The following is a 24,496-nucleotide window of genomic DNA, read 5'->3' on the forward strand; positions in this document are numbered from 1 at the left end:
CGCGGGCCCGCTCAGTTGTGGACCAGTGCGAAGGTCTGGCCGGCGATCTCCAGCTCCTCGTCCGTCGGCACCACGGCGACCGCCACCCGTGCGTCGACGGGGGAGATCAGCCGCGGTTCACCGGACCGCACGGCGTTGAGATCCGCGTCCACCGCCAGGCCGAACCCCTCCAGTCCCGCGATCGCAGCCTCCCGTACGGGAGCCGCGTTCTCCCCGACCCCCGCCGTGAACACCACGGCATCCACCCGGCCGAGGACCGCCGAATAGGCGCCGATGTACTTCTTCAGCCGGTGGATGTAGATGTCGAACGCGAGCGTGGCACGCTCGTCGCCCTCGTCCACCCGGCGCCGGATCTCCCGCATGTCGTTGTCGCCGCAGAGGCCGACCAGGCCGCTCTTCTTGTTCAGCAGGACATCGATCTCGTCCACCGACATGCCCGCGACCCTCTTGAGGTGGAAGGTGACGGCCGGATCGATGTCTCCCGAACGCGTACCCATCACCAGCCCTTCCAAGGGGGTCAGTCCCATGGACGTCTCCACGCACCGGCCGCCGGCGACCGCCGAGGCCGAGGCGCCGTTGCCCAGATGCAGCACGATCACGTTCACGTCGGCCACCGGCCTGCCCAGCAGCTCGGCCGTCCTGCGCGAGACGTACGCGTGGGAGGTGCCGTGGAAGCCGTAGCGGCGGATGCGGTGCGCGTCGGCCGTCTCCACGTCGATCGCGTACCGCGCGGCGTGCTCCGGCATCGTCGTGTGGAACGCCGTGTCGAAGACGGCGACCTGCGGCAGGTCCGGGCGCAGTGCCTGTGCCGTACGGATCCCGGTGATGTTCGCGGGGTTGTGCAGCGGGGCCACCGGGACGAGCCGTTCGATCTCGGCCAGTACCTCGTCGGTGATCACGGTGGGCTCGCTGAACCTCAGCCCGCCGTGCACCACCCGGTGGCCGATGGCCACGAGTTCGGGGGAGTCCAGGCCGAGCCCGTCGGCCGCCAGCTCCTCGGCCGCGGCCTTCAGCGCCTGCTCGTGGTCGGCGATCCTTCCGGTGCGCTCACGGGGTCCGCCGCCGGCCGAGGGGGTGTGCACCAGCCGGGAGGTCTCCTCCCCGATCCGCTCGACCAGACCGGTCGCGAGCCGCACCCGTTCACGCATGTCCAGGAGCTGGTACTTGACCGACGAGGAGCCCGAGTTGAGGACGAGCACGCGGCCCGCCCCGCCGGTGGTGCGGTCGGTGGTCATCGGGTTCGCTCCTCGTCCTGCGCCTGGATGGCCGTGATGGCCACGGTGTTGACGATGTCCTGGACGAGGGCGCCGCGCGACAGGTCGTTGACCGGCTTGCGCAGCCCTTGCAGGACCGGGCCGACCGCGACGGCCCCGGCCGAGCGCTGCACGGCCTTGTAGGTGTTGTTGCCGGTGTTGAGGTCCGGGAAGATCAGTACGGTCGCCCGCCCCGCCACCTCGGACGCCGGCAGCTTGGTCGCCGCGACGGACGGCTCGACCGCCGCGTCGTACTGGATGGGGCCCTCGATCCTCAGGTCGGGATGCGAGGCGCGTACCCGCTCGGTCGCCTCCCGCACCTTGTCGACGTCGGCGCCCGTGCCCGAGGTGCCCGTCGAGTACGACAGCATCGCGATCCGCGGGTCCACGCCGAAGCGCGCCGCGGTGACCGCCGACTGCACGGCGATGTCCGCGAGCTGCTCCGCGTCCGGGTCCGGATTGACCGCGCAGTCGCCGTACACCAGGACCCTGTCGGCGAGGCACATGAAGAAGACCGAGGAGACGATCGAGGCATCCTGCTTCGTCTTGATGATCTCGAAGGCGGGGCGGATGGTCGCCGCGGTGGAGTGCACCGAGCCGGAGACCATGCCGTCGGCCAGCCCTTCCTGGACCATCAGGGTGCCGAAGTAGTTGACGTCCGCGACGACGTCGTGGGCGAGTTCCACGGTCACACCGCGGTGCGCGCGCAGCAGGGCGTACTGCTCGGCGAAGCTCTGGCGCAGCTCGGAGGTCTGCGGGTCGATCAGCTGGGTCCCGGCGAGATCGATGCCGAGGTCGGCGGCCTTCTTGCGGATGACGTCCACGTCGCCGAGGAGCGTCAGATCGCAGACGTCCCGGCGCAGCAGCACATCGGCGGCACGCAGGACGCGCTCCTCCGCGCCCTCGGGCAGGACGACCCGGCGCCGGTCCGAGCGGGCCTGTTCCAGCAGCTCGTGCTCGAACATCATCGGGGTGACCCGGCCGCTGCGGGCCACGGAGATCCCCTCCAGCAGGGCGCCGGTGTCCACGTGGCGTTCGAAGAGGCCGAGCGCGGTCTCCGCCTTGCGGGGCGTAGTCGCATTCAACTTGCCTTCCAGGGCGAAGAGTTCGGCCGCCGTGGGGAAGGATCCGCCGGTCACCGCGATGACCGGGGTGCCCGGTGCGAGGCGGGTGGCCAGCCTGAGTATCTCCTCGCCGGGACGCTCGTCCAGTGTCAGCAGGAGGCCCGCGATGGGCGGGGTGCCCGCACTGTGCGCGGCGAGGGCACCGATGACCAGGTCCGCGCGGTCGCCGGGGGTGACGACCATGCAGCCCGGGGTCAGTGCCTTGAGGAGGTTCGGCAGCATCGCGCCGCCGAAGACGAAGTTCAGCGCGTCCCTGGCGAGGCCCGAGTCGTCGCCGAGCAGAACCGTTCCGTCCAGCGCCGCGGTGATCTGGGCGACGGTCGGAGCGGAGAGCGCCGGATCGTCAGGCAGTACCGAGCAGGGGACCGGCAGCGTGGCCGCGAGCCGCTCGGCCATGGCGGCCCGGTCCTCGGAGGCCACCCGGTTCACGATCATCGCCAGGACATCGCAGCCCAGACCGGCGTACGCACGGTAGGCGTTGCGTGTCTCGGCCCGTACCGACTCGGCGTCCTGGCCCCCGCCGCCGACCACAGCGATCACCGAGGCACCGAACTCGTTGGCGAGCCGGGCGTTGAGCGCGAGCTCGTCCGGGAGCTGGGTGGCGGCGAAATCGGTGCCGAGGACCAGCACCACCTCGTAGTCGCGTGACACCCGGTGGAAGCGCTCGACGAGCCGGGAGACCAGCTCGTCGGTACCCTGCTCCGCCTGGATGGCGGAGGCCTCGTGGTAGTCCAGCCCGTAGACGGTCTCCGGGCTCTGCGAGAGCCGGTAGCGGGCCCGCAGCAGCTCGAACAGCCGGTCGGGTCCGTCATGGACCAGCGGACGGAACACTCCGACCCGGTCCACCTGACGCGTCAGTAGCTCCATGACTCCCAAGTCGACGACCTGTCGGCCGTCTCCCCGGTCGATCCCGGTCACGTACACGCTGCGCGCCACGCGTGCTCTCCCGTCCTGGCTGGCTGGCATTGCCCTCTTGACGATACCTACCGAGACGGGTAAATCGCCCACCGGGCGGTACCCGCGCACGGCCCGTCCAGGGCCCCTGCCCGGACCCGCCCACGACCCGTGCCGCCCCCGCACCGGAGCGGTCGCGGGCGTGAACCCGGACGGTCGCAGGCAGGAGACCGGAGCGGCCGGAAGGTGAGACCGGAGCGGCCGGAAGGTGAGACCGGAGCGCTCGGAAGCGCGAGTGCCGGACCGGGCGTGGGACAATCGTCTTGGCTCACGGTACGGGGGTTTGTCGAGCGGCCCCCGACATGCATGGCCCCAGCGAGCAGGAGACAGAGCACGATGCGCATCGGAATTCTCACCGCAGGCGGCGACTGCCCAGGCCTCAACGCCGTGATCCGGTCGGTCGTGCACCGTGCCGTCGTGGGTCACGGCGATGAGGTCATCGGGTTCGAGGACGGGTTCAAGGGCCTGCTCGACGGGCATTACCGGCCCCTCGACCTCAACGCGGTGAGCGGCATCCTGGCACGTGGCGGCACGATCCTCGGTTCGGCGCGGCTGGAGCGCGACCGGCTGCGCGAGGCCGCCGAGAACTGTGAGGAGCTGTCCCGCCGTTACGGCATCGACGCCCTCATCCCGATCGGCGGCGAGGGCACACTCACGGCCGCCCGGATGCTCTCGGACGCCGGAATGCCCGTCGTGGGCGTCCCGAAGACGATCGACAACGACATCTCCGCCACCGACCGGACCTTCGGCTTCGACACGGCCGTGGGGGTCGCCACCGAGGCCATAGACCGCCTGAAGACGACCGCCGAGTCGCACCAGCGGGTCATGGTCGTCGAGGTGATGGGCCGCCACGCGGGCTGGATCGCGCTGGAGTCCGGAATGGCCGGCGGTGCCCACGGCATCTGCCTCCCGGAGCGGCCCTTCCAGGTCGAGGACCTCGTCAAGATGGTCGAGGAGCGCTTCGCACGCGGCAAGAAGTTCGCCGTCATCTGCGTCGCCGAGGGCGCGCACCCGGCCGAGGGCTCGATGGCGTACGCCAAGGGTGAGATCGACCAGTTCGGCCACGAGCGCTTCCAGGGCATCGGCAACCGCCTCGCCGTCGAGCTGGAGAGGCGGCTCGGCAAGGAGGCCCGGCCGGTCATTCTCGGCCATGTGCAGCGCGGTGGCACGCCGACCGCGTACGACCGGGTGCTCGCGACCCGCTTCGGGTGGAACGCGGTGGAGGCCGTCCACCGCGGCGATTTCGGCCGGATGACGGCCCTGCGCGGCTCCGACATCGCCATGGTGCCGCTCGCCGACGCCGTCACCCGCCTGAAGACCGTGCCCAGCGACCGCATGTACGAGGCCGAGTCGGTCTTCTGACCGGAACGGGCCGGCCGGTCCTGCGGCCGGAGCCGTGTTCCGGTCACCCGGTCCGGAACGCGGCGCGCGCCGGCCGGACGGGCCGGCTCAGATGCCCGCCGTGCGCCAGAACTGCTCGACCACCCGGTCCAGGAACGCCCGCCCGGCGTCGCCCGACGCCCCGGACCGCTCCCGGCCCGTGCTGTCCCAGCTCAACGTCGTCACCATCAGGGCCTGGTAGTCGCTCTGCAGCTGCTCCAGCACGTCCTGCACCAGGACCCGGTCCAGCGGTACGAGCTTGGCCACCGGCCGGACGTACGCCTGCCAGCGCGTCGTCACCGCCCGGTTCAGCAGCTCCGCCATCTCCTCGTTGCGGCCGGTCGCCGTGACGAACTGCGCGGCCGACATGTCCAGGGCCTCGCAGAGCGTCGTGGCCTGGCGTTCGTTGCCGCGCCAGCGGCCCGAATCCTCCATCCGCTGATACGCGGCACCGGTCATCCCGAGCTCCCGCGCGAGGTCGTCCAGGGTGACGTCCCGGGCCAGCCGGTGCTCGCGCAACGTGATCGCGGCGGCCAGCAGTTCACCGGGCGCGCACCACAGCACACCGGCGAGCGCCATGAGTTCGCGTTCGCCGGGCAGGGCGACACCGCGCTCCCAGGCCATCACGGTCTCGGCGGTGATCTGGAGTCCGTACTGGGCGCCGAGCCCGTACGCAACATGTCCGGGAGCCATTCCCAGCGCCTCGCGCAGGCGGCGCGCGGCGGGGGCATTGAAGGGTGGAGTGGGTTGCACGGCCCCACCGTAGGAGCACGGGAACGGCCTGGCTACAGGCTGTTCCTCACAGTTCACCCTTCGTATGATCCTCCTAGGAGGGGGCGCTCCCCGATCTTCATGCGGTCAGCGAGTTTCGGCCACCCACCGGTAACGCAGCTCCGGCCGCCCCACGTGGCCGTAGCTCGGCCTGCGCTCGGCGCGGCCGGCCGTCACCAGATGCTCCAGATACCGGCGCGCGGTGATCCGGGAAATCCCCAGTTCCTCCCCGGCGGCCGCCGCAGTCACCCCGTCCGGGGACTCCCGCAGGGCCCGGGTCACCGTCTCCAGCGTCGGACCGCTCAGTCCCTTGGGCAGGGCTGCCGGGTCCGAGATCCGCAGCGCGCCCAGCGCCCGGTCCACCTCCTCCTGGCCGCTCGCCTCACCGGCCGCCGCCCGGAACTCGGCGTAGCGCACCAGCCTGTCGCGGAGGGTGGGATAGGTGAACGGTTTCAGCACGTACTGCACGACCCCGAGCGACACGCCTTCCCGCACCACCGCCAGATCGCGGGCGGACGTCACCGCGATGACATCCGCACCGTGTCCGGCCGCCCGCAGGGCCCGCAGGAGCTGGAGTCCGTGTCCGTCGGGCAGGTACAGGTCGAGCAGCAGCAGATCCACCGGCATCCGGTCCAGCGCCCGCACGGCCTCCGCCCGGGTGTGGGCGACGGCGGCGACTTCGAAGCCGGGTACCCGGCCCACGTACAGCTGATGGGCGTCGGCGGCCACCGGGTCGTCCTCCACGACCAGCACCCGGATCATGCCCGGACCGCCTGCACCGGCCGGCCGGTCAGGGGCAGCCGCACCGTGAACTCCGCGCCGCCGTCCTCGCCCCGGCCGAGGACGACCGTCCCGCCGTTGCGCAGGACTGCCTGCCGCACCAGCGCCAGCCCGAGCCCCCGGTCCGCACCGTGCGTCGTCCAGCCGCGCCGGAACACCTCGTCCACGTCGTCCGGGCCGACTCCCGGCCCGGTGTCGGCGACCCTCAGCAGCAGCTCACCCCCGTCGGTGAGCGCGGTGACGGTGACCCGTGGCCGCGTCGCGCCGCGCTGGGCGGGTACGGGCACGCCGCCTCCCGCTCCCGTCTCCGACGCGGCGTCCACCGCGTTGTCGATCAGATTGCCCAGGACCGTCACCAGGTCGCGCGGCGCGAGAGCCGGCGGCAGAGCCCCGTCGTCGATCAGGCTGTCCTCCGCGAGCACGAGCTCCACACCGCGCTCGTTGGCCTGCGCCGCCTTGCCGAGCAGCAGTGCGGCCAGCACCGGCTCGGCGACCGCCCCGACGACCCGGTCGGTGAGGACCTGCGCCAGCTCCAGCTCCGACGTCGCGAAGTCCACCGCCTCCTCGACCCGGCCCAGCTCGATCAGCGACACCACGGTGTGCAGCCGGTTGGCCGCCTCGTGTGCCTGGGAGCGGAGCGCCTGCGTGAAGCCGCGTTCCGAGTCGAGCTCGCCGGACAGGGCCTGCAGCTCCGTGTGGTCCCGCAGCGTCACCACCGTGCCGCGCTTCTCCCCACCCACGACGGGGCTGGTGTTGAGGAGGATGACCCGGTCCGCGGTCAGATGGACCTCGTCGACCCGCGGCTCGGACGCCAGGAGGGCCCCGGTCAGCGGCGCGGGGAGGGCGAGCTCGTCGACCTTCCGCCCGACCGACCCCGGCGCCAGCCCCAGCAGCTCCCGTGCCGCGTCGTTGATCAGCGCGATCCTGCGCTGCCCGTCCAGCATCAGCAGCCCCTCGCGCACCGCGTGCAGGGTGGCTTCGTGGTAGTCGTGCATCCGGCCGAGCTCGCGGGCGTTCATCCCGTGCGTGTGCCGGCGCAGCCTGGCGTTGATCACGTACGTGCCGACCCCGCCGAGCGCCAGGGCCGCCCCCGCCGCCATGCCCAGGGCGCCGAGCTGTTCGCGGACCTGGTTGGAGACCCGGTCGACGGTGATGCCGGCGCTGACCAGACCGACGATCCTGCCCCCGTCCCGGATCGGCGTGACGACCCGTATCGACGGCCCCAGGGTGCCGGTGTACGTCTCCGTGAAGGTCTCACCGCGCAGGGCCGGGGCGGTGTTCCCGATGAAGGTCCTGCCGATCTCCGACGGGTGCGGATGGGTCCAGCGCACCCGGTTCGGATCCATGATCGTGACGAAGGTGATGCCGGTGTCCTCGCGGACCCGCTCCGCGTACGGCTGGAGCACGGCGGACGGGTTCGGGGTGCGGATCGCTTCCCGCACGGACGGGGATCCGGCCATGGCGAGGGCGGCGGCCCGTACCTGCCGGTCCGCGGTCTCCTCCGCCTGCGCCCGGCCGGAGGCGTACGCGAAGAAGGCGCACCCGGCCACGACAGCCGCCACGAGCAGGGCCTGCATCGCGAAGAGCTGGCCGGCCAGGCTGCGGGGGAGCGTACGGGACAGGCGCATGGCCCCCAGTCTGCACGGCGGGACCCGCCTGCCCAAGGTGGCTCGAAAGCGTCCGTGAACGATATGAACGCAACGGTGACCGCGGTCACAGGGGAGTGAATAGTCACCGGGGCCCCCTGGGACGGGGGAGCGACCGCAACCCCGAGGAGACCACCGTGGCAGAGAAAGTCGCACGACGGGACCGAACGCACTATCTCTACCTGGCCGTGATCGCCGCCGTGGTGCTGGGCATCACGGTCGGCTTCGTCGCTCCGGGCGTGGCCGTGGAGCTCAAGCCCATCGGCGCCGGGTTCGTCAACCTCATCAAGATGATGATCTCGCCGATCATCTTCTGCACGATCGTGCTGGGCGTCGGCTCCGTTCGCAAGGCCGCCAAGGTCGGCGCCGTCGGCGGTCTCGCCCTCGGGTACTTCCTGGTGATGTCGACCGTCGCCCTGGCCATCGGCCTGGTCGTCGGCAACATCCTGGAGCCCGGTTCCAGCCTCCACCTCACCGACGCGGCACGCGCCGCCGGTGAGGAGCAGGCGGCGGGGGCGAGCGAGTCCACGGTGGACTTCCTGCTCGGCGTCATCCCGACCACCATGGTCTCGGCGTTCACCGAGGGCGAGGTGCTGCAGACCCTGCTCATCGCCCTGCTCGCGGGCTTCGCCCTGCAGGCCATGGGTTCGGCAGGCGAACCCGTCCTGCGCGGCATCGGCCACATCCAGCGCCTCGTGTTCCGCATCCTCGCCATGATCATGTGGGCGGCCCCGGTCGGTGCGTTCGGAGCGATCGCCGCGGTGGTCGGCGAGACCGGCGTGGACGCGCTGAAGTCCCTCGCGATCATCATGGTCGGCTTCTACGTCACCTGTGCGCTCTTCGTGTTCGTGATCCTGGGCGCGATCCTGCGGGTGGTGGCGGGGGTCAACATCTTCTCCCTGCTGAAGTACCTGGGCCGCGAGTTCCTGCTGATCCTCTCCACCTCCTCCTCCGAGTCGGCCCTGCCGCGGCTGATCGCGAAGATGGAGCACATGGGCATCAGCAAGCCCGTCGTCGGCATCACCGTGCCGACCGGCTACTCCTTCAACCTCGACGGCACCGCGATCTACCTGACGATGGCCTCGCTGTTCATCGCCAACGCGACGGGCGACCCGCTGAGCATCAGCGAGCAGATCTCGCTCCTGATCTTCATGGTGATCGCCTCGAAGGGCGCCGCGGGCGTCACCGGTGCCGGACTGGCCACCCTCGCGGGCGGCCTGCAGTCCCACCGCCCCGAACTGGTCGACGGCGTCGGGCTGATCGTCGGCATCGACCGCTTCATGAGTGAGGCACGCGCCCTGACCAACTTCGCGGGCAACGCGGTCGCCACGGTGCTGGTCGGCACCTGGACCAAGGAGATCGACCGGGCCCGGGTGGACGAGGTCCTCTCCGGCTACCTGCCGTTCGACGAGAAGATGATCGTGGACGAGGGTCCCGCGGACCCGCACGTCCCGGACCCGCATGTCCCCGACGCCAGGGACGGCGGCGAGGAGCGGCCCTCGCTGGTGAAGGCGTAGGGCGCAGGTTCGTGAGGGCGGCCGGTGCGGTGTCCGCACCGGCCGCCCCCGCGTTCTCCGGGTGCCCCTCGGCTTTCGTGCCGGCGACGGCGTACGTGGGTCTGCCCAGCGGCAGCCATCGAGGGACGATGCCCCCGATGGGGACACCGTCCCTCGTGAGGGGTGACCGTCTCGCGGCCCGGGCGGGCCCGGGCCCTCAGCCGAACGGGATGTGGACGACCGACTGGTTGCCGACGCCCACGGTGCCCGCACCGTTGCCGATCGCGTTCCAGATCTCGACCTTCACCGTGCCGTTGGCCAGGTTGCCGTGGCTGCCGGTGGAGGACTTGAGGCCCTTGGCCTGGGTGTAGTGCTCGTACCCGTTGACGGGATCGGTGGCGAAGTAGTTGAACGTCTCCGTACGGTCCCAGGTCCCGTCACCCGTGCGGTCGTAACTCACCCGCACCTGTTGGCCGTTGGCGACGGTGGTGCCCGAGTCCGCGAACACGTCGAACTGGGTGGCCCCTCCGTCGTACGTCCGGGTGATGCCCGTCGCGGTGAAGGTCTGCGGGCTGTGCGGGGTGCCGTCGTAGTTGCCGCCGCCCGCCGAAGCGACCGTCACGGACGAGGCGGCGGACTGGACGGCGCCGAGGCCTCCGCCGCTGCGCAGGGCGAGGGTGGAGGAGCCGGACGGCGGCTCGGTGGTTCCGCCGCCGCCCTTGGTCCAGACGCCCACGTAGTCCACCAGCATGGGGCGGCCCGGCACCGTTGCCGCGGTCGGGGTGGGGCCGCCGAGTGCGTTCGGGAAGGCGCCGCCGATCGCGAGGTTCAGCAGGAGGAAGTACCCGGCGTGGTCGGTCATGTTCGCCCACGTCCCGGCGTCCAGCTGGCTCTGGGTGACGCTGTGGAAGAGCTGGCCGTCCACGTACCAGCGCAGTGCGTTGGGGGTGACGGCGCGGTCCCACTCGAAGCGGTACGTGTGGAAGGCGGACTGGCAGCTCGCGCCGGGGCAGGTGCGGCTGTTGCCGAGGCCGGTGGTCTCGTTGCAGGGGCCGCCCGGGTTGACCCCGCAGTGGAGCACGCCCCAGACGGAGTTGATCCCGTTGACGTTCTCCATGATGTCGAACTCGCCGATGCCCGGCCAGTTCCAGTAGTTGCCGCGGTACGGGGAACCGAGCGCCCAGAAGGCGGGCCAGTAGCCCAGGGCCGCGTTGCCGGTGACGTTCGGCATCTGGACGCGGCCCTCGATGCGCAGGGTTCCGCCCGCCGGGGCCTTGAAGTCCGCCCTCCTGGTCTCGATGCGCCCGGAGGTCCAGTTGCCCGCGCCGTCGCGGAGCGGGGTGATGCGGAGGTTGCCGCTGCCGTCGAGGCTGACGTTGTCGGGGCTCGCGGTGTAGTTCTGGACCTCCCCGGTGCCCCAGTTGCCGGGGCCGCCGGGGTAGCCGTGACCTGTGTCGATCTGCCAGTTCGCGGAGGACGGCAGGCTGCGGTTCGCGCCGTTGAAGTCGTCGCTCCACTGCAGGTTCCACCCGGGGGTGGTCGGCACATCACCGCGGGCGGGCCCGGATCCGGCGACGGTGATCACCCCGGCGAGGGTGAGGGCCAGGGCGGTGAGGGCGGAGAGGACGGTCGTACGTCTGTGGGGGATCGTGCGGCTCGTACGCAAGGGAACCTCCGGTGGGGGCGTGCTGGGAAGGTTGCTTTTGAGAGCGCTCTCACAGGTATTTAGATGCACCCGGGGCCGCCGTCAATGGCCCTGGCCGCTCCACTTCGCGACGAGCACGCTGCCCCGTCCCGTCCGGCGCCCTTGCCTTGACGCCGACGTCAAGGACTACCGTCGTCGTATGCGAATCGGGGAACTGGCCGAACGCGCCGGGACGACGACACGGACGCTGCGGTACTACGAGTCGCGCGGCCTGCTGCACGCACGCCGCGCGGAGAACGGCTACCGCACGTACGACGAGGGCGACCTGCGTCTGATCCAGCAGATCCGGACCCTCCAGGACTTCGGGTTCGACCTGGAGGAGACCCGCCCCTTCGTCGACTGCCTGCGCGCAGGCCACCCTGCGGGCGACGCCTGCCCCGCGTCCCTGGCCGTCTACCGCCGCAAGCTCGACGAGCTCGACTCGCTCATCGGGCAGCTGCAGACGGTGCGGACCGAGGTGGGCGCACAGCTTGCACGCGCCGAACTGGAGGCGGCCGCCGAGCAGCCCGGCGGCCCCGAACCACGATGTGAACTGGGAGGATGACAGATGATCCACGCAGAAGGTGTCGCCGAGATCACCGATACGACATTCGACGAGGAGGTCCTGGGAGCGGCCCTCCCGGTCCTGGTCGAATTCACCGCGGACTGGTGCGGTCCCTGCCGCCAGCTCGCCCCGGTGCTCAGCGCGATCGCGGCGGAGGAGGCCGGCCGAATCAAGGTCGTCCAGCTGGACGTGGACGCCAACCCCGGCATCACGAGCCGCTACGCGGTGCTGTCGATGCCGACGCTGATGGTGTTCCGGGACGGCGAACCGGTGAAGTCGATGGTCGGCGCCCGCCCGAAGCGCCGCCTGCTCCAGGAGTTGGATGACGTCCTGGCGGCGGTCTGACACCCGCGCCCGCGTTCACGCAACCGCCGACGGCCCTCCTGCAGAGACGGGCCGACATGCTCTTCGTGCCCGCCTCCGAAAGGGTTCAGCGCGGGAGGTGGGCCATAACGAACACCCGGGAAGAGTGGTACGGGTACTGATCACCGTCAAATCGTCAGGTGCCGAACGAGGGGAATACCCCTGAAGGATCCCCCCCCACCGCCCCGCTCGAACTCCGGGCAGGACAGTGGTGTGGGGCGCAGCCGTCTCAGGCCGCAGTGGACGGTCCGGTGGTGCGGCGGAATTCGGCGTCGATGCGCTGTGCTTCCTCGAGCTGGTCCTCGAGGATGACAATGCGACAGGCCGCCTCGATCGGGGTGCCTTGGTCAACGAGTTCCCGGGCGCGGGCCGCGATACGCAACTGGTAACGCGAGTAGCGGCGGTGGCCGCCCGCGGAGCGCAGTGGAGTGATGAGTCGGGCCTCGCCGATGGCGCGCAGGAAGCCCTGGGTGGTGCCGAGCATCTCAGCGGCTCGGCCCATGGTGTAGGCGGGGTAGTCGTCGTCGTCGAGACGTCCGAAGGAGTCGTCTGCTGTCACTGGCACCTCTTCTGCTGGAACGCGTGGAGGGGCCCCGGTGCCATGCTGCACCGGGGCCCCGAAGGAACTGCTACACCATCCGCCGGCCCTGAAACTGCGCCGGCCTGTTGTTTCCGCCGACCCGACCCAAATGCTGTGGTCGGGGGTGCGGGGATCGCGGTTGCTTGACCGGAGACCACCTCACTATCGATGTCCTGCGGTACCCGGGCTCAAGGCTTCCGCCCGGGCGATCCTGATGGCGCCTGATTCCTCCGTTCATCCCTCTGGGATCAATCACTTACTGCTGGTACTGCGATCCTGCGTACTGCCGGTACTGCGAACTGTGATGCGTACAACTCGGTGACCTTGTGCAAGCGCCACACTTTCGGCAGCCAGCCCCGTCGCCCGTCCTGCGTCTGCTCTGGCTTGGAACCCCACTGCCGAACCTCCCGATGCGCGCGCCGCAGCCATGCGCCTTCACCGAGGAACCACTCACTGACATCACTGCTGGATTTCGCGAACTGCACTTGCGGGTACTGCTACTGCGGTCCTGCTCATGGCGGCCCCTGATCACTGCGGGCCACCCGGTCCGGTCGCCAGCCCCGTCGCCGCACTACAAAACCCTGGCTTCGAAACTCCACCACCAAACCGTCCTGCGAACTGCAACTACCTCTACTGCTGCCAGGCAGTTCGTCCCTGCCCGGCCCTGCTGTCCTTCTGGCTACGGGAGAAACCATAACCACACCACCATCTGATGTCTAGCTCGGCCGACACAGATTTTTCAGTGTTCAGGCCAGAGGTAACCTGCGACTGAGAGCCGCATGGGCACTCGCCTCTCCGACCAGCGGCAGGCCCGGGAGTTCCTGCGGCAGCACGAGCGTTCTGCTGCTGCAGAGCGAGGACGTGGCACGGTTTCGCGACGACCTCACCATCACCCGGGTGGCAGCCTCCCGGGCTGGCCGGACCGTTCGTGCTGAGTCGCCAGCGGACGGGGCAAGTCGCCTTGGCCAGGTCCGAAGCCGTCTTCAACCCGCGGACTTCGACGACGAGGCACGCCGCCCATCGCGCCGTAGACGCTGCAGCGGACGGAGTGCCCGGCTCTGCGGCGTAGCCCGAAGCTCACGATGACCAGCGTGGGCGAGCTCACAGGTGCTCGCAGTGCCCTCGGCGAAGCGGGTTCCGCGGGTGCTGACGCACCGGACGGGGCCTCACACCACGATCGGGGGACTCTCGATCTCGTGGCTTCCAGTACCCCGGATCCACCCTGTGTGCGCCCGTACCGCAACGCCCGTACCGGCTACGGCAAGACGCCTCCGTGGCCTGATGAAGGCAGTTCGGGGGCGGTGGCCCTGCTGCCCGTGGCGGCAGTTCCGTCGGGTACGGGCCGAGGTCTGCCGGCCCCACGCCTCACGTCACTTCTTGCGGACGGCCATCGTCACTGCGAGAGCCAGGGACGCGAACAGTACCGCCACCACGAACGAGGCGAAGAAGAGCACCTGGACCCACCCCGCGTTCGCGCCGGTGACCGCGCCGCTCACGGACACGCACGTCACCTCCGGAGGGAAGACCTGTCTGCGCACGTCGCCGCAGGAGTTGGGCAGGTCGTCGTTGATCGCATACGCCTTGATCCAGCTCAGGCCCCAGGCGATGAGGAAGACGACGGACGCGGCTGCGGCGATGCCCCACAGCTGACTCGGGCCGGCCGGCGATGCTTCGGGCTGCCCCGTGTGTGTCATGGGCAGAGGGTATCCGCAGGCGTGCGGCGCGCGTCCGTGGTCGCGTGCGACAGACCGCTCCGGGCATCCGGCGCGGCAAACCCTGGACCGCAGGAGGCTCGTCGACCATACTTCCAGCATTGCTATGCTCGCTAATGTTCACAGTCGGCTTCTGGCGTGCAATTTCACGCACCGCGTTCGAGTGCCGTCGTCACTGGCCCGCTTGCCCTCCGAGGAGTCGTCCCCCATGTCCATCACAGCGTCGTCCCGCACCGGTGTCGAGATCGCCTCGCAACCGGACACCTGGCTCCAGGCCGTGGAGTCCCTCGGCCTCTTCTCCGACGTCCTGCCGCGGCGAGGCGAACGTGTCGCCGTCGTCGGATGCGGAACGTCCTGGTTCATGGCCCTCGCCTATGCGGAGCTGCGTGAGAGCGGTGGCCACGGCGAGACCGACGCCTTCGCCGCCTCGGAGTTCCCGCACGGACGCACCTACGACCGGGTCCTCGCGATCAGCCGGTCGGGAACCACGACCGAGGTACTGGACCTCCTGACGCGTCTGAAGGGCACCACACGGACCGGAGCGATCACCGCGGATCCGGGGTCTCCGGTCATGCGGACGGCCGACGGTGTCGCCGTGCTCGAATTCGCCGACGAGGAGTCGGTGGTGCAGACGCGTTTCGCCACCACCACTCTGGCGCTGTTGCGCGCGCATCTGGAGGCGGAGGGTGCACTTCCGACCGGTACGCATCCGATCGACCGGGCGATCGCGGATGCCCGGCGGGCGATCGCGGTCAGCCTCGACGCAGAAGTGTGCGCCGCCGAGCAGTTCACCTTCCTCGGTACCGGCTGGACCTACGGTCTCGCGCTGGAGGCCGGGCTGAAGATGCGCGAGGCCGCCGGAGCGTGGACGGAGGCGTACCCGGCGATGGAATACCGGCACGGACCGATCAGCATCACCGGTCCGGGCAGGGTCGCCTGGGTGTTCGGCCCGACTCCGCAAGGGCTGGACGACGACGTCGCCCGGGTCGGCGGAACGATCGTCGCCGGTTCGGGGAACGCCACCGGTGATCTGGACCCGTTGGCGGACCTGATCCTGACTCAGCGCCTGGCCGTCCGCCTCGCCGAGGCCCGCGGCTACGATCCCGATCGTCCCCGCAACCTGAGCCGCTCCGTGATCCTCGGCAACCGTCGTGCGTAACACCGGCGACGAACGCGCCTGCGTCATCGCTCTCGACGTGGGCGGCACCAGCATGAAGGGGGCACTGCTCGACCGTGACCTGAAGTTCCTGCGGACCGTGCGACGAGCCACGCCCCGCCGGTCGGGTCCGGACGCGGTGATCACCGAGATAGCCGCAACCCTGCGCAGCCTCGACCGAGACGCGGCGGAACGGGGACTGGCCGTGCGGAGTGCGGGGCTGGCAGTGCCGGGCATCGTCGACGAGGAACGAGCAACAGCCGTCCACTCCGTCAACCTCGGCTGGCGTGACGTGCCGTTGGCCGCTGTCCTCGAAGGAACCTCCGGTCTTCCTGTTGCCCTGGAGCACGACGTGCGTGCCGGGGGAGCCGCCGAATGCCGCCTCGGGGCAGGCCGCGGAGCGCAGAACGTCCTGTTCGTACCGGTCGGGACAGGGATCTCGGCAGCCGTGTTCTGTGACGGGCGGCCGGTTCGCGCCGGCGGCTACGCGGGCGAGCTCGGCCATGTCGTCGTCGAGCCGGACGGAGAAGCCTGCGCCTGCGGCGCCCGGGGATGCCTGGAGACCGTCGCGTCGGCGGCAGCGATCGCCGCGGCGTACGGCGCACGCTCCGGTCGCCAGGTCGACGGCGCGGCCGCGGTCGCCGCACAGCTCTCCCACGGCGACCCCGATGCCCAGGCGGTCTGGGACCGTGCGGTGGAGGCGCTCGCCACAGCCCTGGCGAGCGCCGTGACGCTGCTCGCGCCCGAGGTCGTCGTCCTCGGCGGCGGCCTCGCCGAAGCCGGCAGCCGGCTCCTGGACCCGCTGCGCGCATCCCTCGCCCGGCGGCTCACCTTCCAGCGAAAGCCCGAGCTGGTCCGTGCGGCGCTCGGCGACCTGGCCGGATGCCTGGGCGCGGGGCTTTCCGCATGGCACGCGGCGGACGACACGAGAACGCCTCGCCGCCGGCCGATACCGGCGGTGCCGACGTCGTGATCCTCACCGTCACCCTCAACGCGGCCCTCGACGTCACCTACGACGTCGACGCTCTCGTGCCGCACGGCTCACACCGGGTCAGCAGATCCTTTCAGCGGGCCGGCGGCAAGGGCATCAACGTTGCCCGCGTGCTGTCGGCCCTGGGCCTGCCGACGGCAGTGACCGGGCTCGCGGGCGGCCCGACAGGCCGCGCACTGCGGAGCGACCTGATCGCGGCCGGTCTGCGGGACGAACTGGTAGCCATGCGAGGCGAGTCGCGACGAACGGTCACGGTGGTGTCCCGCGAGGACGGCGATGCCACCGTATTCAACGAGCCCGGACCGCACGTCGACATGCCGGACTGGACGGACTTCACGGGGCGGTTCGCCCAGTTGGTACGCGATGCCCAGGTGGTCGTCCTGTCCGGCAGCCTGCCTCCCGGCCTGCCGTCCGATGCGTACGCGCAACTCATCCGCCGGTCCGCCGAGGCGGGGGCAGCGACGATCCTGGACACCAGCGGACCCGCTCTGCTCGCGGCCCTGGGGGCCCGTCCGACCGTCGTCAAACCCAATGCGGCCGAAATCGCCGAGGCCACCGGCTGCTACGACGCCACCGGCCGCGACGATCCCACGGTCGCCGCCGAAGCCCTGCGGGACCTGGGCGCCCGGTCCGTCGTCGTGTCGAGCGGACCGGAGGGCCTGCACGCCGTCACACCGGGGGGAACCTGGCGCGCCGCACCCCCGCGCCGGCTGACCGGGAACCCGACCGGTGCCGGGGACGCGTGCGTCGCCGCGATCGCCGCCGGGCTCCTCGCGAAGAACCCGTGGCCGAGCATCCTGCGCGAGGCCGTGGCCCTCTCGGCGGCCGCTGTTCCCTGTCCCCTGGCCGGCGACTTCGACGCCGGCGTCCACGACCAGTTCCGCAGCACCGTCTCAGTGGAGAGAACCCATGCCCCTGTCGCCCATTGACGACATCATCAATCCCGCGTACGCCGGTGTTTCGGGCGTCGGGGCATTCAATGTCGTACAGATCGAGCACGCCGAGGCCATCGTGGCCGGAGCGGAGAGCGCCGGACTGCCGGTCATTCTCCAGATCAGCGAGAACACCGCCGGGTATCACGGCTCGCTCGCTCCGATCGGGCTCGCTTCCCTCGCCCTGGCCCGGACGGCCCAGGTCCCGGTCGCGGTCCACCTCGACCATGCGGAATCGGCCGACCTGGTCCGCCAGGCCGTCGAACTCGGCTTCAGCTCGGTGATGTTCGACGCCTCCAAGCTCCCCTACGGCGAGAACGTGGCCGCCACGCGGGACATCACGGACTACTGCCACCGCGCGCATGTCCTGGTCGAAGCGGAACTCGGCGAGGTGGGGGGCAAGGACGGCGCGCACGCCCCCGGTGTGCGCACCGACCCCGACGAGGCCGCGGCATTCGTCGCGGCGACCTCTGTGGACAGCCTCGCCGTCGCTGTCGGCAGTTCGCACGCCATGCTCACCCGCGACGCCGTCCTCGACTTCGAGCTCATCGCGCGTCTGCGGGCCGCTGTCGGCGTTCCCCTCGTCCTGCACGGCTCGTCCGGAGTCGGTGACGCGGCCCTCGCCGAGGCGGTCGCCGCGGGTATGACCAAGGTGAACGTGTCCACGCACCTCAACAAGACCTTCACCCGGACCGTGCGTGAGTACCTCGGCGCGCACCCGGACACCGTCGACCCCCGTAAGTACCTCGGACCCGCACGTGCCGCGGTCGCGGAAGAAGTGGCCAGGCTCCTGCGAGTCCTCGCGTCCGCGCCGGTTCAGATGCTGCCCGGTCCCCGCAGTACATCGAGTACGTAGGGCCGGGAGGCAGCGCCGAGTGCCGCGTCGGCGGCCGGCGAACCCCCGTACAGGAACTGCTCGGAGACCGGCGCCGGACCCTCACCGGGGAAGCGCGGCCGGTGTCCGGCGTCGGTACGGGTGAGAACGCGTACCGGCCGCCCGGCCGCGCGCCGCCGGGCCGCCAGATCATCCGCGCAGCGCAGCGACGGCCACATCGCATCGTCCCCGCCCGCGACGATCAGCAGGTCCGCTGCGGACCGCTCCACCGGGATCGCAGCCGCGCCGAGACGGACGGCGAAGGTGCGCATGCTCGGGGCCGACATCGGCCCAGGTCAGCGAGGTGGGGGAGAGGGCCACCACGGCATCGGTACCGGGATCCAGCACCGAGAGGTGCAGGGCGGCCTCAGCGCCCTTGGAGAGGCCCAGTACGCCGACGCGCCGGGCACCGCGCGACCGGAGCAGTCCGGTCGCGGACACGAAGGTCTCCAGCGGGACTTCGCAGATGCCCGGCGGCTGCCCCGGGCCGCCGAACCAGCGGACCGACAGGGCGGTCAGACCCTCCCGGGCCCGGATCCTGCATCGCTCGGCGTCGATCCGGCCGCTCGACCCGGCCAGGACGAGGACGCCGGGCCCACCTTCCTGTGCCGGAGCGGCGAGGAAGCCCTCGCATGTGCCGCCACGCTCACCGTTGTGCCCAACGGTGAGCGTGCGCTCGACGAGGTTCACCCGCCGGTCAGGCGTCCGCGAGGATCACTGCACGGCTCAGGTGGCGGGGGCTGTCGGGGTCGATGCCGGCGGCCTCGGCGCGGGCGATCGCCAGGCGCTGTACGCGGACCAGCTCGGCCAGCGGGTCCAGGCCGCTCCGGACCCAGCGGGCCCCGGTCGACAGCACCTGGCTGTCGAGCCCTTCCGGCGCGGCGCCGAACATCCAGGTGGCGGTGCCGGTGGTGGAGATGCTGATCGGGCCGTGGCGATACTCCATCGCGGGGTACGACTCCGTCCAGGACAGCGACGCCTCCTTCATCTTGAGCGCGGCCTCGTTGGCGAGACCGGCCGTCCAGCCCCGGCCGAGGAAGGTGAACTGGGTGCAGTCCAGGAGCCCTTCGGGCAGCGGCTCGGCGAGTGCCGTCTCCGCGTCGCGCACCACGTCGTCGGTGTGCAGGCCGAGGTGGGCGCGGAGCAGCGTGAACGCGGTGGTGGCGAACCGGGTCTGCACCACGGACTGTTCGTCGGCGAAGTCGAGCACGATGACCTCGTCGGCCGAGGTCATCACCGGAGTGGTCGGGTCGGCCGTGATCGCGACGGTACGGGTGACGCCGCGGAGCCGGCCCAGCAGGTTCAGCACCTCGGTCGTGGTGCCCGAGCGGGTGAGCGCGACGACGCGGGCGTAGGTGCGGCCGAAGGGGAACTCCGAGGCGGCGAACGCGTCGGACTCGCCCTGCCCGGATTCCTCGCGGAGTGCGGCGTAGGCCTGCGCCATGTAGTACGACGTCCCGCAGCCGACGACGGCGATGCGTTCCCCGGTGGCGGGCAGGGCTGCCGACTGGCTCGGTGCCAGGCCGGCGGCGCGACGCCAGCAGTCCGGCTGGCTGGCTGTCTCGATCTCGACAAATGACACTTATGCACTCCAAACTGGTTTTTAGATGCTCGCTTACGTGTGTTAATTACAGTCTGCAAGCATTATAGAGCATGCTTGTTGCAGATGGCTTGACTCGTCAGAGTCTTGTGCGACGCTTGCGCGTGTCCGGTGACCGCGCTCGAGAGGATGAGTGCTCCGCATCCCGGACCCGTAAGGAGAATTCTCTTGTCCAGGGATGCCCGGTGGAACGAACTGCTGGAACTCGTCGGTAAGAACGGCCGGGTGGATGTCGAGGACGCCGCCAGGACACTGGATGTCTCGGCCGCGACCATCCGCCGCGATCTGGACCAGCTCGCCGAGCAGCACCTGCTCACCCGCACCCGGGGCGGCGCGGTCGCGCACGGCGTCAGTTACGAGCTGGCACTGCGCTACAAGACGGGGCGCCACGCTCCGGAGAAGCAGGCCATCGGCCGTGCCGTCGCCGAACTGGTCGCGGTGGGTGAGGTGGTGGGGCTGACCGGCGGTACCACCATCACGGAGGTGGCCCGTTCGCTCGCGGTGCGCTCCGACCTCGTGGGTGACGGCGCGGCAGGGGTGGCCGGCCAGCCGACCCTGACGATCGTCACCAACGCCCTCAACATCGCCAACGAGCTGGTGATCCGGCCGCAGATAAAGATCGTGGTGACCGGAGGCGTGGCCCGGCCGCAGTCGTTCGAGCTGACGGGCCCGCTGGCCAGTGGCGTGCTGGGTGAGATCACCCTCGACGTCGCCGTGCTGGGCGTCAACGCGATCGACACCGAACGAGGCACGTACGTCCACCACGAGGGCGAGGCCAGCATCAACCGGCTGCTCGCCCAGCAGGCCCAGCGGGTGGTGGTGGCGGCCGACTCCTCGAAGATCGGCAAGCGGGCCTTCGCCAGGGTCTGCGATCTCGGGCAGGTGGACTTCCTGGTCACCGACACCGGTATCACCCCCGAGGCGAGGGCCCGCTTCGCCGAGGTCGGTGTCACCGTCATCGCTGTGTGACGGTGACACCGGCCCGTCCGGCGGGGAGGTCGTTCTCCGAAAGGATCAGCTGCGGGGCGCGGTCCACTCCTGGTCCGCCTGCCCGGTGCAGGCGCGCAGCTCCACGCGGTGCCCGGTCCCGGTCGGCACGTACAGGCACGTGCCGGTCGCATCGTTCACGATCGAGCCGTGTGCGCCGTACGTCCAGGTCGTCAGCGGTCCGGGCGTGCCCGCGCAGGTCGTGATCGTCACCGGGACGACGGTGCCGGGCTGAGCGGGCACGGCGGTCAGGCAGAAGTTGTTCACCAGGCGCAGCGTGCGGTCGGCGCCGTGCACCCAGCCCTGGTCGGTACGCCGGTGGCAGGTCTCGACGACGGCGGCCCGGTTCTCCGCGGCGGCCAGGTCGGCGTCCGAAGCCCATTCGAGCTGGGCGAAGTCCACGCCCTCCACATCGAGGCAGTTGCCCGCACGGTTGGTCACGGCGCCCCGGGCGGAGTTGCCGATGCCCAGCACCTGAGTGCCACCGTCGGGACCGACCGTGCTGGTGACGTTCGCGCAGTTCCCGTTGTTCTCGGGTCGGGTGGCCGTGGCGGTGACCTGGGCGTTGTTCAGGGTGGTGGCCTTGGGCAGGCCGAACGTGGCCGCACTGTAGGGCTGCTGCACGCAGGTGGAGCGGGGCATGCTCCACTCGTAGTACTCGACCCAGTCGACCATGCCGGCCGTACTGATCCCGGTCGCCGGAGTCAGGATGCTGCCCAGCTCGAACGAGGTGTGGGCGGTGGTGTCCTTCACGGTGGCGCCGAACCACCCGCCGCCCTCCGAGGTCACGTCGAACGTGTAGGTGTGGCCGGCCGTCCACGGGACGTTCATCCGGCAGCTGTAGCCGGTTCCCTCACCGCCGAAGTCCTGGCACCAGCTGCCGCTGCTGCCCGGCCTGGCCTGGTTCACGTCCCAGACGGAGAAGAGGAACATCTGTTCCTCGCCCCCGTTGTCCTGCATGCCGATGTAACCGCCGTTTCCCTGGTTGAAGCCGAACTGGTGCGACCAGAAGGTGTGCGAGGTGAAGCCCGGGTCGGCGGTGACCGTGGTTCTCCATGTCACGGAGGACAGGTCCGGAGTCCCGGCGGGGAAGTCGTAGTGGGTGTACGTGCCGGGAGTGGCCCCGACGCCGTCCTCATCGGCGTGTGCCGTGCTCGCCGTGGACATTCCGACACCGGCTGCGAGTGCCAGTGCCGTGAGGGCGCTTCCTGCGATGCGGACTATTCGACCGACGCTGAACGTGGGCGTACGGGAGCTCATGCGGGCTCACCCATCTCTGCTTGATGATGTTGGAAAACATGCCTACTGGTGCAAGTTCGAGCATCGGGTGGCATCCTGGGCCCGCGATGAGCGGCGTGGCAAGACAGTCGACGCCTTCTTCGAGGCGATTCCGTGTCCCATTCGCGGCCTGTCCATGCATCTGACCCGCCTGGCTCCGGTCCTACGGGTGGACGAATGGGACCATCTGCCAAACTTTTGAATGTCTGTAGGTGTTCGTTATCTCTGTGAAATGAACAACTCTTGCCATGGAGGTGCGCTGTCGTGAACTATGTCGATGTCGCCGCGAGGGAGCCGCAGCCGCACCGTCACCGGTGGGCACCGCATCCGCGATCGCGGGACAATCCCTCGCTCCATCAGCCCTGGAGGTGCCTGTGACGATGGCAGATGCGCCGGTCACAGCCGTGCGGTCGCCCGTGCCGCAGCCCCGCGACCCGGACGACGCGGACCGGCCCGCCGGGAAGAAGCGCAAGGAAACCCGACTGCGGAAGCCGCTCAGATACCGGCTGAAACGGGACAGGGCGCTTCTGATGCTCTGCCTGCCGGCTGTTCTGTACTTTGTGCTGTTCTTCTACCTGCCGCTCGCGGGTAACGTCATCGCCTTCCAGGACTACCAGCCGTTTCTCGGCTTCAAGCAGAGCCCGTTCGTCGGCCTCGCGAACTTCACCGCGCTGCTGGCCGAACCGGAGTTCTGGAGCGCGGTGTCCAACACGCTGCAGATCACCGCCATCCAGCTGCTGCTGTACTTCCCCGCACCGATCGCCCTGGCGCTGCTGCTCAACTCGCTGATCAGCGAGAAGATCAAGCGGTTCATCCAGACCGTCGTGTACCTCCCGCACTTCCTGTCCTGGGTCGTCGTCGTCGCCATGTTCAAGCAGGTGCTCGGTGGCGCGGGTTCCGTCACCACGCTCCTGATGGAGCACGGGGTCAGCATCGGCAACGTGATGACGGACCCGGGCACCTTCAAACTGCTGATCACCGCCCAGGCCATCTGGAAGGACTGCGGCTGGGGCACGATCATCTTCCTGGCGGCCATCGCCTCCATCGACATGGGCCAGTACGAGTCCGCCGCGATGGACGGCGCCGGCTGGCTCCGCAGGATCTGGCACATCACCCTGCCGGGCATCCGGCCGGTGATCCTGATGCTGCTGATCCTGCGGCTCGGCGACATCCTCTCGGTCGGCTTCGAGCAGATCATCCTGCAGCGTGACGCCGTCGGCGCGGACGCCTCCGAGGTCATGGACACCTACGTCTACTTCCACGGCGTCATCGACGGCAGCTGGGGCATGAGCACCGCCGCCGGTCTGATGAAGGGCGTCATCGGGTTCGCCCTCATCCTCTCCGCCAACAAGCTGGCCCATCGCTTCGGCGAGCAGGGAGTGTACCGATGAGTCAGCAGTCCGTCGTGACCCGACTGCGCGCCGCGCGGTCCGGTTCCCGTGGCCGTCCGCGCGGCCGCGCCTCCCAGGGCAGGCCGCCATGGATGGAACGCCCCCACTGGTACGGGCAGGGCGCGAAGGCGGCGGCCCTGGCCGTCCTCACCGTGATCGTGCTCTACCCGTTCGTCCTCGCCATCGGCACCAGCCTGGCAGGCCGCGAGGAGCTGAACGCCAACGGCGGATACGTACTGCTGCCGCACAACCCGACGCTGGAGGCGTACCGGGTCGTCCTCTCCGGCGGCGTCGTCACCCAGGCCGCCGTGGTCTCCATCTTCGTCACGCTGGTCGGTACCGCGCTGAGCCTCGCGTGCACGGTGATGATCGCGTACGGCACCTCGCGCCCCGGAACGGTCCTCAGCAAGCCGATCCTCCTGCTGGTGCTCGGCACGTTCCTCTTCGCGCCCGGCATCATCCCGACGTACCTGGCGGTCCAGCAGTTCAGGCTGCTGGACACCTACGCCGCGCTGATCCTCCCCGTACTGCTCAACGCGTTCAACATCGTGGTCGTCCGCTCCTTCTTCCAGAGCATTCCCGAGGAGCTGTACGACGCGGCGCGGATCGACGGCGCCGGTGAGGTCACCGTCCTCTTCCGGATCGTCCTCCCGTTGTCCAAGGCGGTCCTCGCGGTGGTCGGCCTGTTCTACGCGGTCGGGTACTGGAACAGCTTCTTCAACGCGGTGCTCTACCTCAACGACGCGAGCAAGTTCCCCATCCAGGTGATCCTGCGCAGCTACGTGCTCAACGGGCAGAGCATCAACGCCCAGGCCATGGGCGTCCATGCGGTGCCGCCCGCGACGTCCCTGCAGATGGCCGTGCTGATCATCGCCATCGTGCCCATCTTCTGCGTCTACCCCTTCCTCCAGAAGTTCTTCGTCAAGGGCGTCCTCACCGGGGCGATCAAGGGCTGATCAGCCCACCCGGCAGCCCCCGC

Annotated in this window: 23 protein-coding genes; 11 read left to right on the top strand and 12 right to left on the bottom strand. The window is 70.1% G+C overall.

Going from position 1 to position 24,496, the window contains the following annotated elements; all coding sequences use genetic code 11:
• Positions 1 to 11: 11 nt before the first annotated feature.
• Complete coding sequence (locus tag ABZS61_RS22490) at positions 12 to 1,235, bottom strand: acetate kinase (protein WP_356423936.1); 1,224 nt, start codon at positions 1,233 to 1,235, stop codon at positions 12 to 14.
• On the bottom strand, positions 1,232 to 3,313 hold the full coding sequence (gene pta, locus ABZS61_RS22495) for a phosphate acetyltransferase (RefSeq protein ID WP_356423939.1): 2,082 nt from the start codon (positions 3,311 to 3,313) through the stop codon (positions 1,232 to 1,234). The genes ABZS61_RS22490 and pta overlap by 4 nt, the downstream gene beginning before the upstream one ends.
• A 354-nt stretch (positions 3,314 to 3,667) precedes the next feature.
• Between pta and ABZS61_RS22500 the strand changes: the two genes are divergently transcribed.
• Positions 3,668 to 4,693 (top strand): ATP-dependent 6-phosphofructokinase, encoded by a 1,026-nt coding sequence (locus ABZS61_RS22500; RefSeq protein ID WP_356423942.1) that lies wholly within the window; start codon positions 3,668 to 3,670, stop codon positions 4,691 to 4,693.
• An 87-nt stretch (positions 4,694 to 4,780) separates the two neighbouring features.
• Here the strand turns inward: ABZS61_RS22500 and ABZS61_RS22505 are convergent, their stop codons facing one another.
• The 3 genes from ABZS61_RS22505 to ABZS61_RS22515 all read right to left on the bottom strand — a co-directional run bounded on the left by ABZS61_RS22505 (position 4,781) and on the right by ABZS61_RS22515 (position 7,890).
• Positions 4,781 to 5,404, bottom strand: a complete 624-nt coding sequence (locus tag ABZS61_RS22505; protein WP_356424321.1) for a helix-turn-helix transcriptional regulator — start codon at positions 5,402 to 5,404, stop codon at positions 4,781 to 4,783.
• A gap of 165 nt (positions 5,405 to 5,569) precedes the next feature.
• Entirely contained in the window at positions 5,570 to 6,244 is a 675-nt protein-coding gene (locus ABZS61_RS22510; RefSeq protein ID WP_356423945.1) for a response regulator, read from the bottom strand.
• Positions 6,241 to 7,890 (bottom strand): sensor histidine kinase, encoded by a 1,650-nt coding sequence (locus tag ABZS61_RS22515; protein WP_356423948.1) that lies wholly within the window; start codon positions 7,888 to 7,890, stop codon positions 6,241 to 6,243. The genes ABZS61_RS22510 and ABZS61_RS22515 overlap by 4 nt, the downstream gene beginning before the upstream one ends.
• Positions 7,891 to 8,045: 155 nt before the next feature.
• Between ABZS61_RS22515 and ABZS61_RS22520 the strand changes: the two genes are divergently transcribed.
• A complete protein-coding gene (locus tag ABZS61_RS22520; protein WP_356423951.1) occupies positions 8,046 to 9,425 on the top strand; it encodes a cation:dicarboxylase symporter family transporter in 1,380 nt (459 codons plus the stop codon).
• Positions 9,426 to 9,621: 196 nt separating this feature from the next.
• Here ABZS61_RS22520 and ABZS61_RS22525 read toward each other — a convergent pair whose 3' ends face one another.
• Complete coding sequence (locus tag ABZS61_RS22525) at positions 9,622 to 11,070, bottom strand: glycoside hydrolase family 16 protein (protein ID WP_356423954.1); 1,449 nt, start codon at positions 11,068 to 11,070, stop codon at positions 9,622 to 9,624.
• Between the two features lie 178 nt (positions 11,071 to 11,248).
• On the opposite strand from ABZS61_RS22525, the gene ABZS61_RS22530 reads away from it, so the two are divergent.
• Both ABZS61_RS22530 and trxA read left to right on the top strand, forming a co-directional pair.
• Entirely contained in the window at positions 11,249 to 11,653 is a 405-nt protein-coding gene (locus ABZS61_RS22530) for a MerR family transcriptional regulator (protein WP_356423957.1), read from the top strand.
• Between the two features lie 3 nt (positions 11,654 to 11,656).
• Positions 11,657 to 11,998 (top strand): thioredoxin, encoded by a 342-nt coding sequence (gene trxA, locus ABZS61_RS22535; protein WP_356423959.1) that lies wholly within the window; start codon positions 11,657 to 11,659, stop codon positions 11,996 to 11,998.
• Between the two features lie 247 nt (positions 11,999 to 12,245).
• Here trxA and ABZS61_RS22540 read toward each other — a convergent pair whose 3' ends face one another.
• Both ABZS61_RS22540 and ABZS61_RS22545 read right to left on the bottom strand, forming a co-directional pair.
• Complete coding sequence (locus tag ABZS61_RS22540; RefSeq protein ID WP_356423962.1) at positions 12,246 to 12,575, bottom strand: MerR family transcriptional regulator; 330 nt, start codon at positions 12,573 to 12,575, stop codon at positions 12,246 to 12,248.
• Between the two features lie 1,391 nt (positions 12,576 to 13,966).
• Complete coding sequence (locus ABZS61_RS22545) at positions 13,967 to 14,290, bottom strand: hypothetical protein (RefSeq protein ID WP_356423965.1); 324 nt, start codon at positions 14,288 to 14,290, stop codon at positions 13,967 to 13,969.
• Positions 14,291 to 14,516: 226 nt separating this feature from the next.
• Between ABZS61_RS22545 and ABZS61_RS22550 the strand changes: the two genes are divergently transcribed.
• The 4 genes from ABZS61_RS22550 to ABZS61_RS22565 are packed head-to-tail and all read left to right on the top strand — an operon-like array spanning position 14,517 to position 18,243.
• Entirely contained in the window at positions 14,517 to 15,467 is a 951-nt protein-coding gene (locus tag ABZS61_RS22550) for a sugar isomerase (RefSeq protein ID WP_356423968.1), read from the top strand.
• Positions 15,460 to 16,437, top strand: coding sequence for an ROK family protein (locus ABZS61_RS22555; protein ID WP_356423971.1), 978 nt, complete (start codon positions 15,460 to 15,462; stop codon positions 16,435 to 16,437). The genes ABZS61_RS22550 and ABZS61_RS22555 overlap by 8 nt, the downstream gene beginning before the upstream one ends.
• A complete protein-coding gene (locus ABZS61_RS22560) occupies positions 16,371 to 17,384 on the top strand; it encodes a 1-phosphofructokinase family hexose kinase (RefSeq protein WP_356423974.1) in 1,014 nt (337 codons plus the stop codon). The genes ABZS61_RS22555 and ABZS61_RS22560 overlap by 67 nt, the downstream gene beginning before the upstream one ends.
• The gene (locus ABZS61_RS22565) at positions 17,365 to 18,243 is read left to right on the top strand and encodes a class II fructose-bisphosphate aldolase (RefSeq protein ID WP_356423977.1); all 879 of its coding nucleotides are present in this window, start codon (positions 17,365 to 17,367) and stop codon (positions 18,241 to 18,243) included. The genes ABZS61_RS22560 and ABZS61_RS22565 overlap by 20 nt, the downstream gene beginning before the upstream one ends.
• Here the strand turns inward: ABZS61_RS22565 and ABZS61_RS22570 are convergent.
• Genes ABZS61_RS22570 through ABZS61_RS22580 form a run of 3 tightly spaced genes read right to left on the bottom strand, consistent with a single transcriptional unit; the run spans position 18,204 to position 19,843 of the window.
• Positions 18,204 to 18,491 (bottom strand): acyl-CoA thioester hydrolase/BAAT C-terminal domain-containing protein, encoded by a 288-nt coding sequence (locus ABZS61_RS22570; RefSeq protein WP_356424324.1) that lies wholly within the window; start codon positions 18,489 to 18,491, stop codon positions 18,204 to 18,206. The two genes, ABZS61_RS22565 and ABZS61_RS22570, sit on opposite strands and share 40 nt — an antisense overlap.
• Positions 18,412 to 18,951 (bottom strand): hypothetical protein, encoded by a 540-nt coding sequence (locus ABZS61_RS22575; RefSeq protein WP_356424337.1) that lies wholly within the window; start codon positions 18,949 to 18,951, stop codon positions 18,412 to 18,414. Before ABZS61_RS22575 ends, ABZS61_RS22570 begins: the two co-directional genes overlap by 80 nt.
• A gap of 7 nt (positions 18,952 to 18,958) precedes the next feature.
• Positions 18,959 to 19,843 (bottom strand): SIS domain-containing protein, encoded by an 885-nt coding sequence (locus ABZS61_RS22580; RefSeq protein WP_356423980.1) that lies wholly within the window; start codon positions 19,841 to 19,843, stop codon positions 18,959 to 18,961.
• A gap of 186 nt (positions 19,844 to 20,029) precedes the next feature.
• On the opposite strand from ABZS61_RS22580, the gene ABZS61_RS22585 reads away from it, so the two are divergent.
• Positions 20,030 to 20,830, top strand: coding sequence for a DeoR/GlpR family DNA-binding transcription regulator (locus ABZS61_RS22585; protein WP_356423983.1), 801 nt, complete (start codon positions 20,030 to 20,032; stop codon positions 20,828 to 20,830).
• A 45-nt stretch (positions 20,831 to 20,875) separates the two neighbouring features.
• On the opposite strand, the gene ABZS61_RS22590 is transcribed toward ABZS61_RS22585, so the two are convergent.
• Positions 20,876 to 22,108: a ricin-type beta-trefoil lectin domain protein gene (locus tag ABZS61_RS22590; protein ID WP_356423986.1), complete on the bottom strand. Its 1,233-nt coding sequence runs from the start codon at positions 22,106 to 22,108 to the stop codon at positions 20,876 to 20,878.
• 434 nt (positions 22,109 to 22,542) lie between these two features.
• Here ABZS61_RS22590 and ABZS61_RS22595 point away from each other — a divergent pair, with 434 nt between their 5' ends.
• Both ABZS61_RS22595 and ABZS61_RS22600 read left to right on the top strand, forming a co-directional pair.
• Positions 22,543 to 23,517, top strand: coding sequence for an ABC transporter permease subunit (locus ABZS61_RS22595; protein WP_356424327.1), 975 nt, complete (start codon positions 22,543 to 22,545; stop codon positions 23,515 to 23,517).
• On the top strand, positions 23,514 to 24,473 hold the full coding sequence (locus ABZS61_RS22600; protein WP_356423990.1) for a carbohydrate ABC transporter permease: 960 nt from the start codon (positions 23,514 to 23,516) through the stop codon (positions 24,471 to 24,473). Before ABZS61_RS22595 ends, ABZS61_RS22600 begins: the two co-directional genes overlap by 4 nt.
• Positions 24,474 to 24,496: the final 23 nt, after the last annotated feature.

The sequence above is a fragment of the Streptomyces sp. NPDC005566 genome, from assembly GCF_040605575.1.
In the GTDB taxonomy this organism is placed as follows: Bacteria; Actinomycetota; Actinomycetes; order Streptomycetales; family Streptomycetaceae; genus Streptomyces.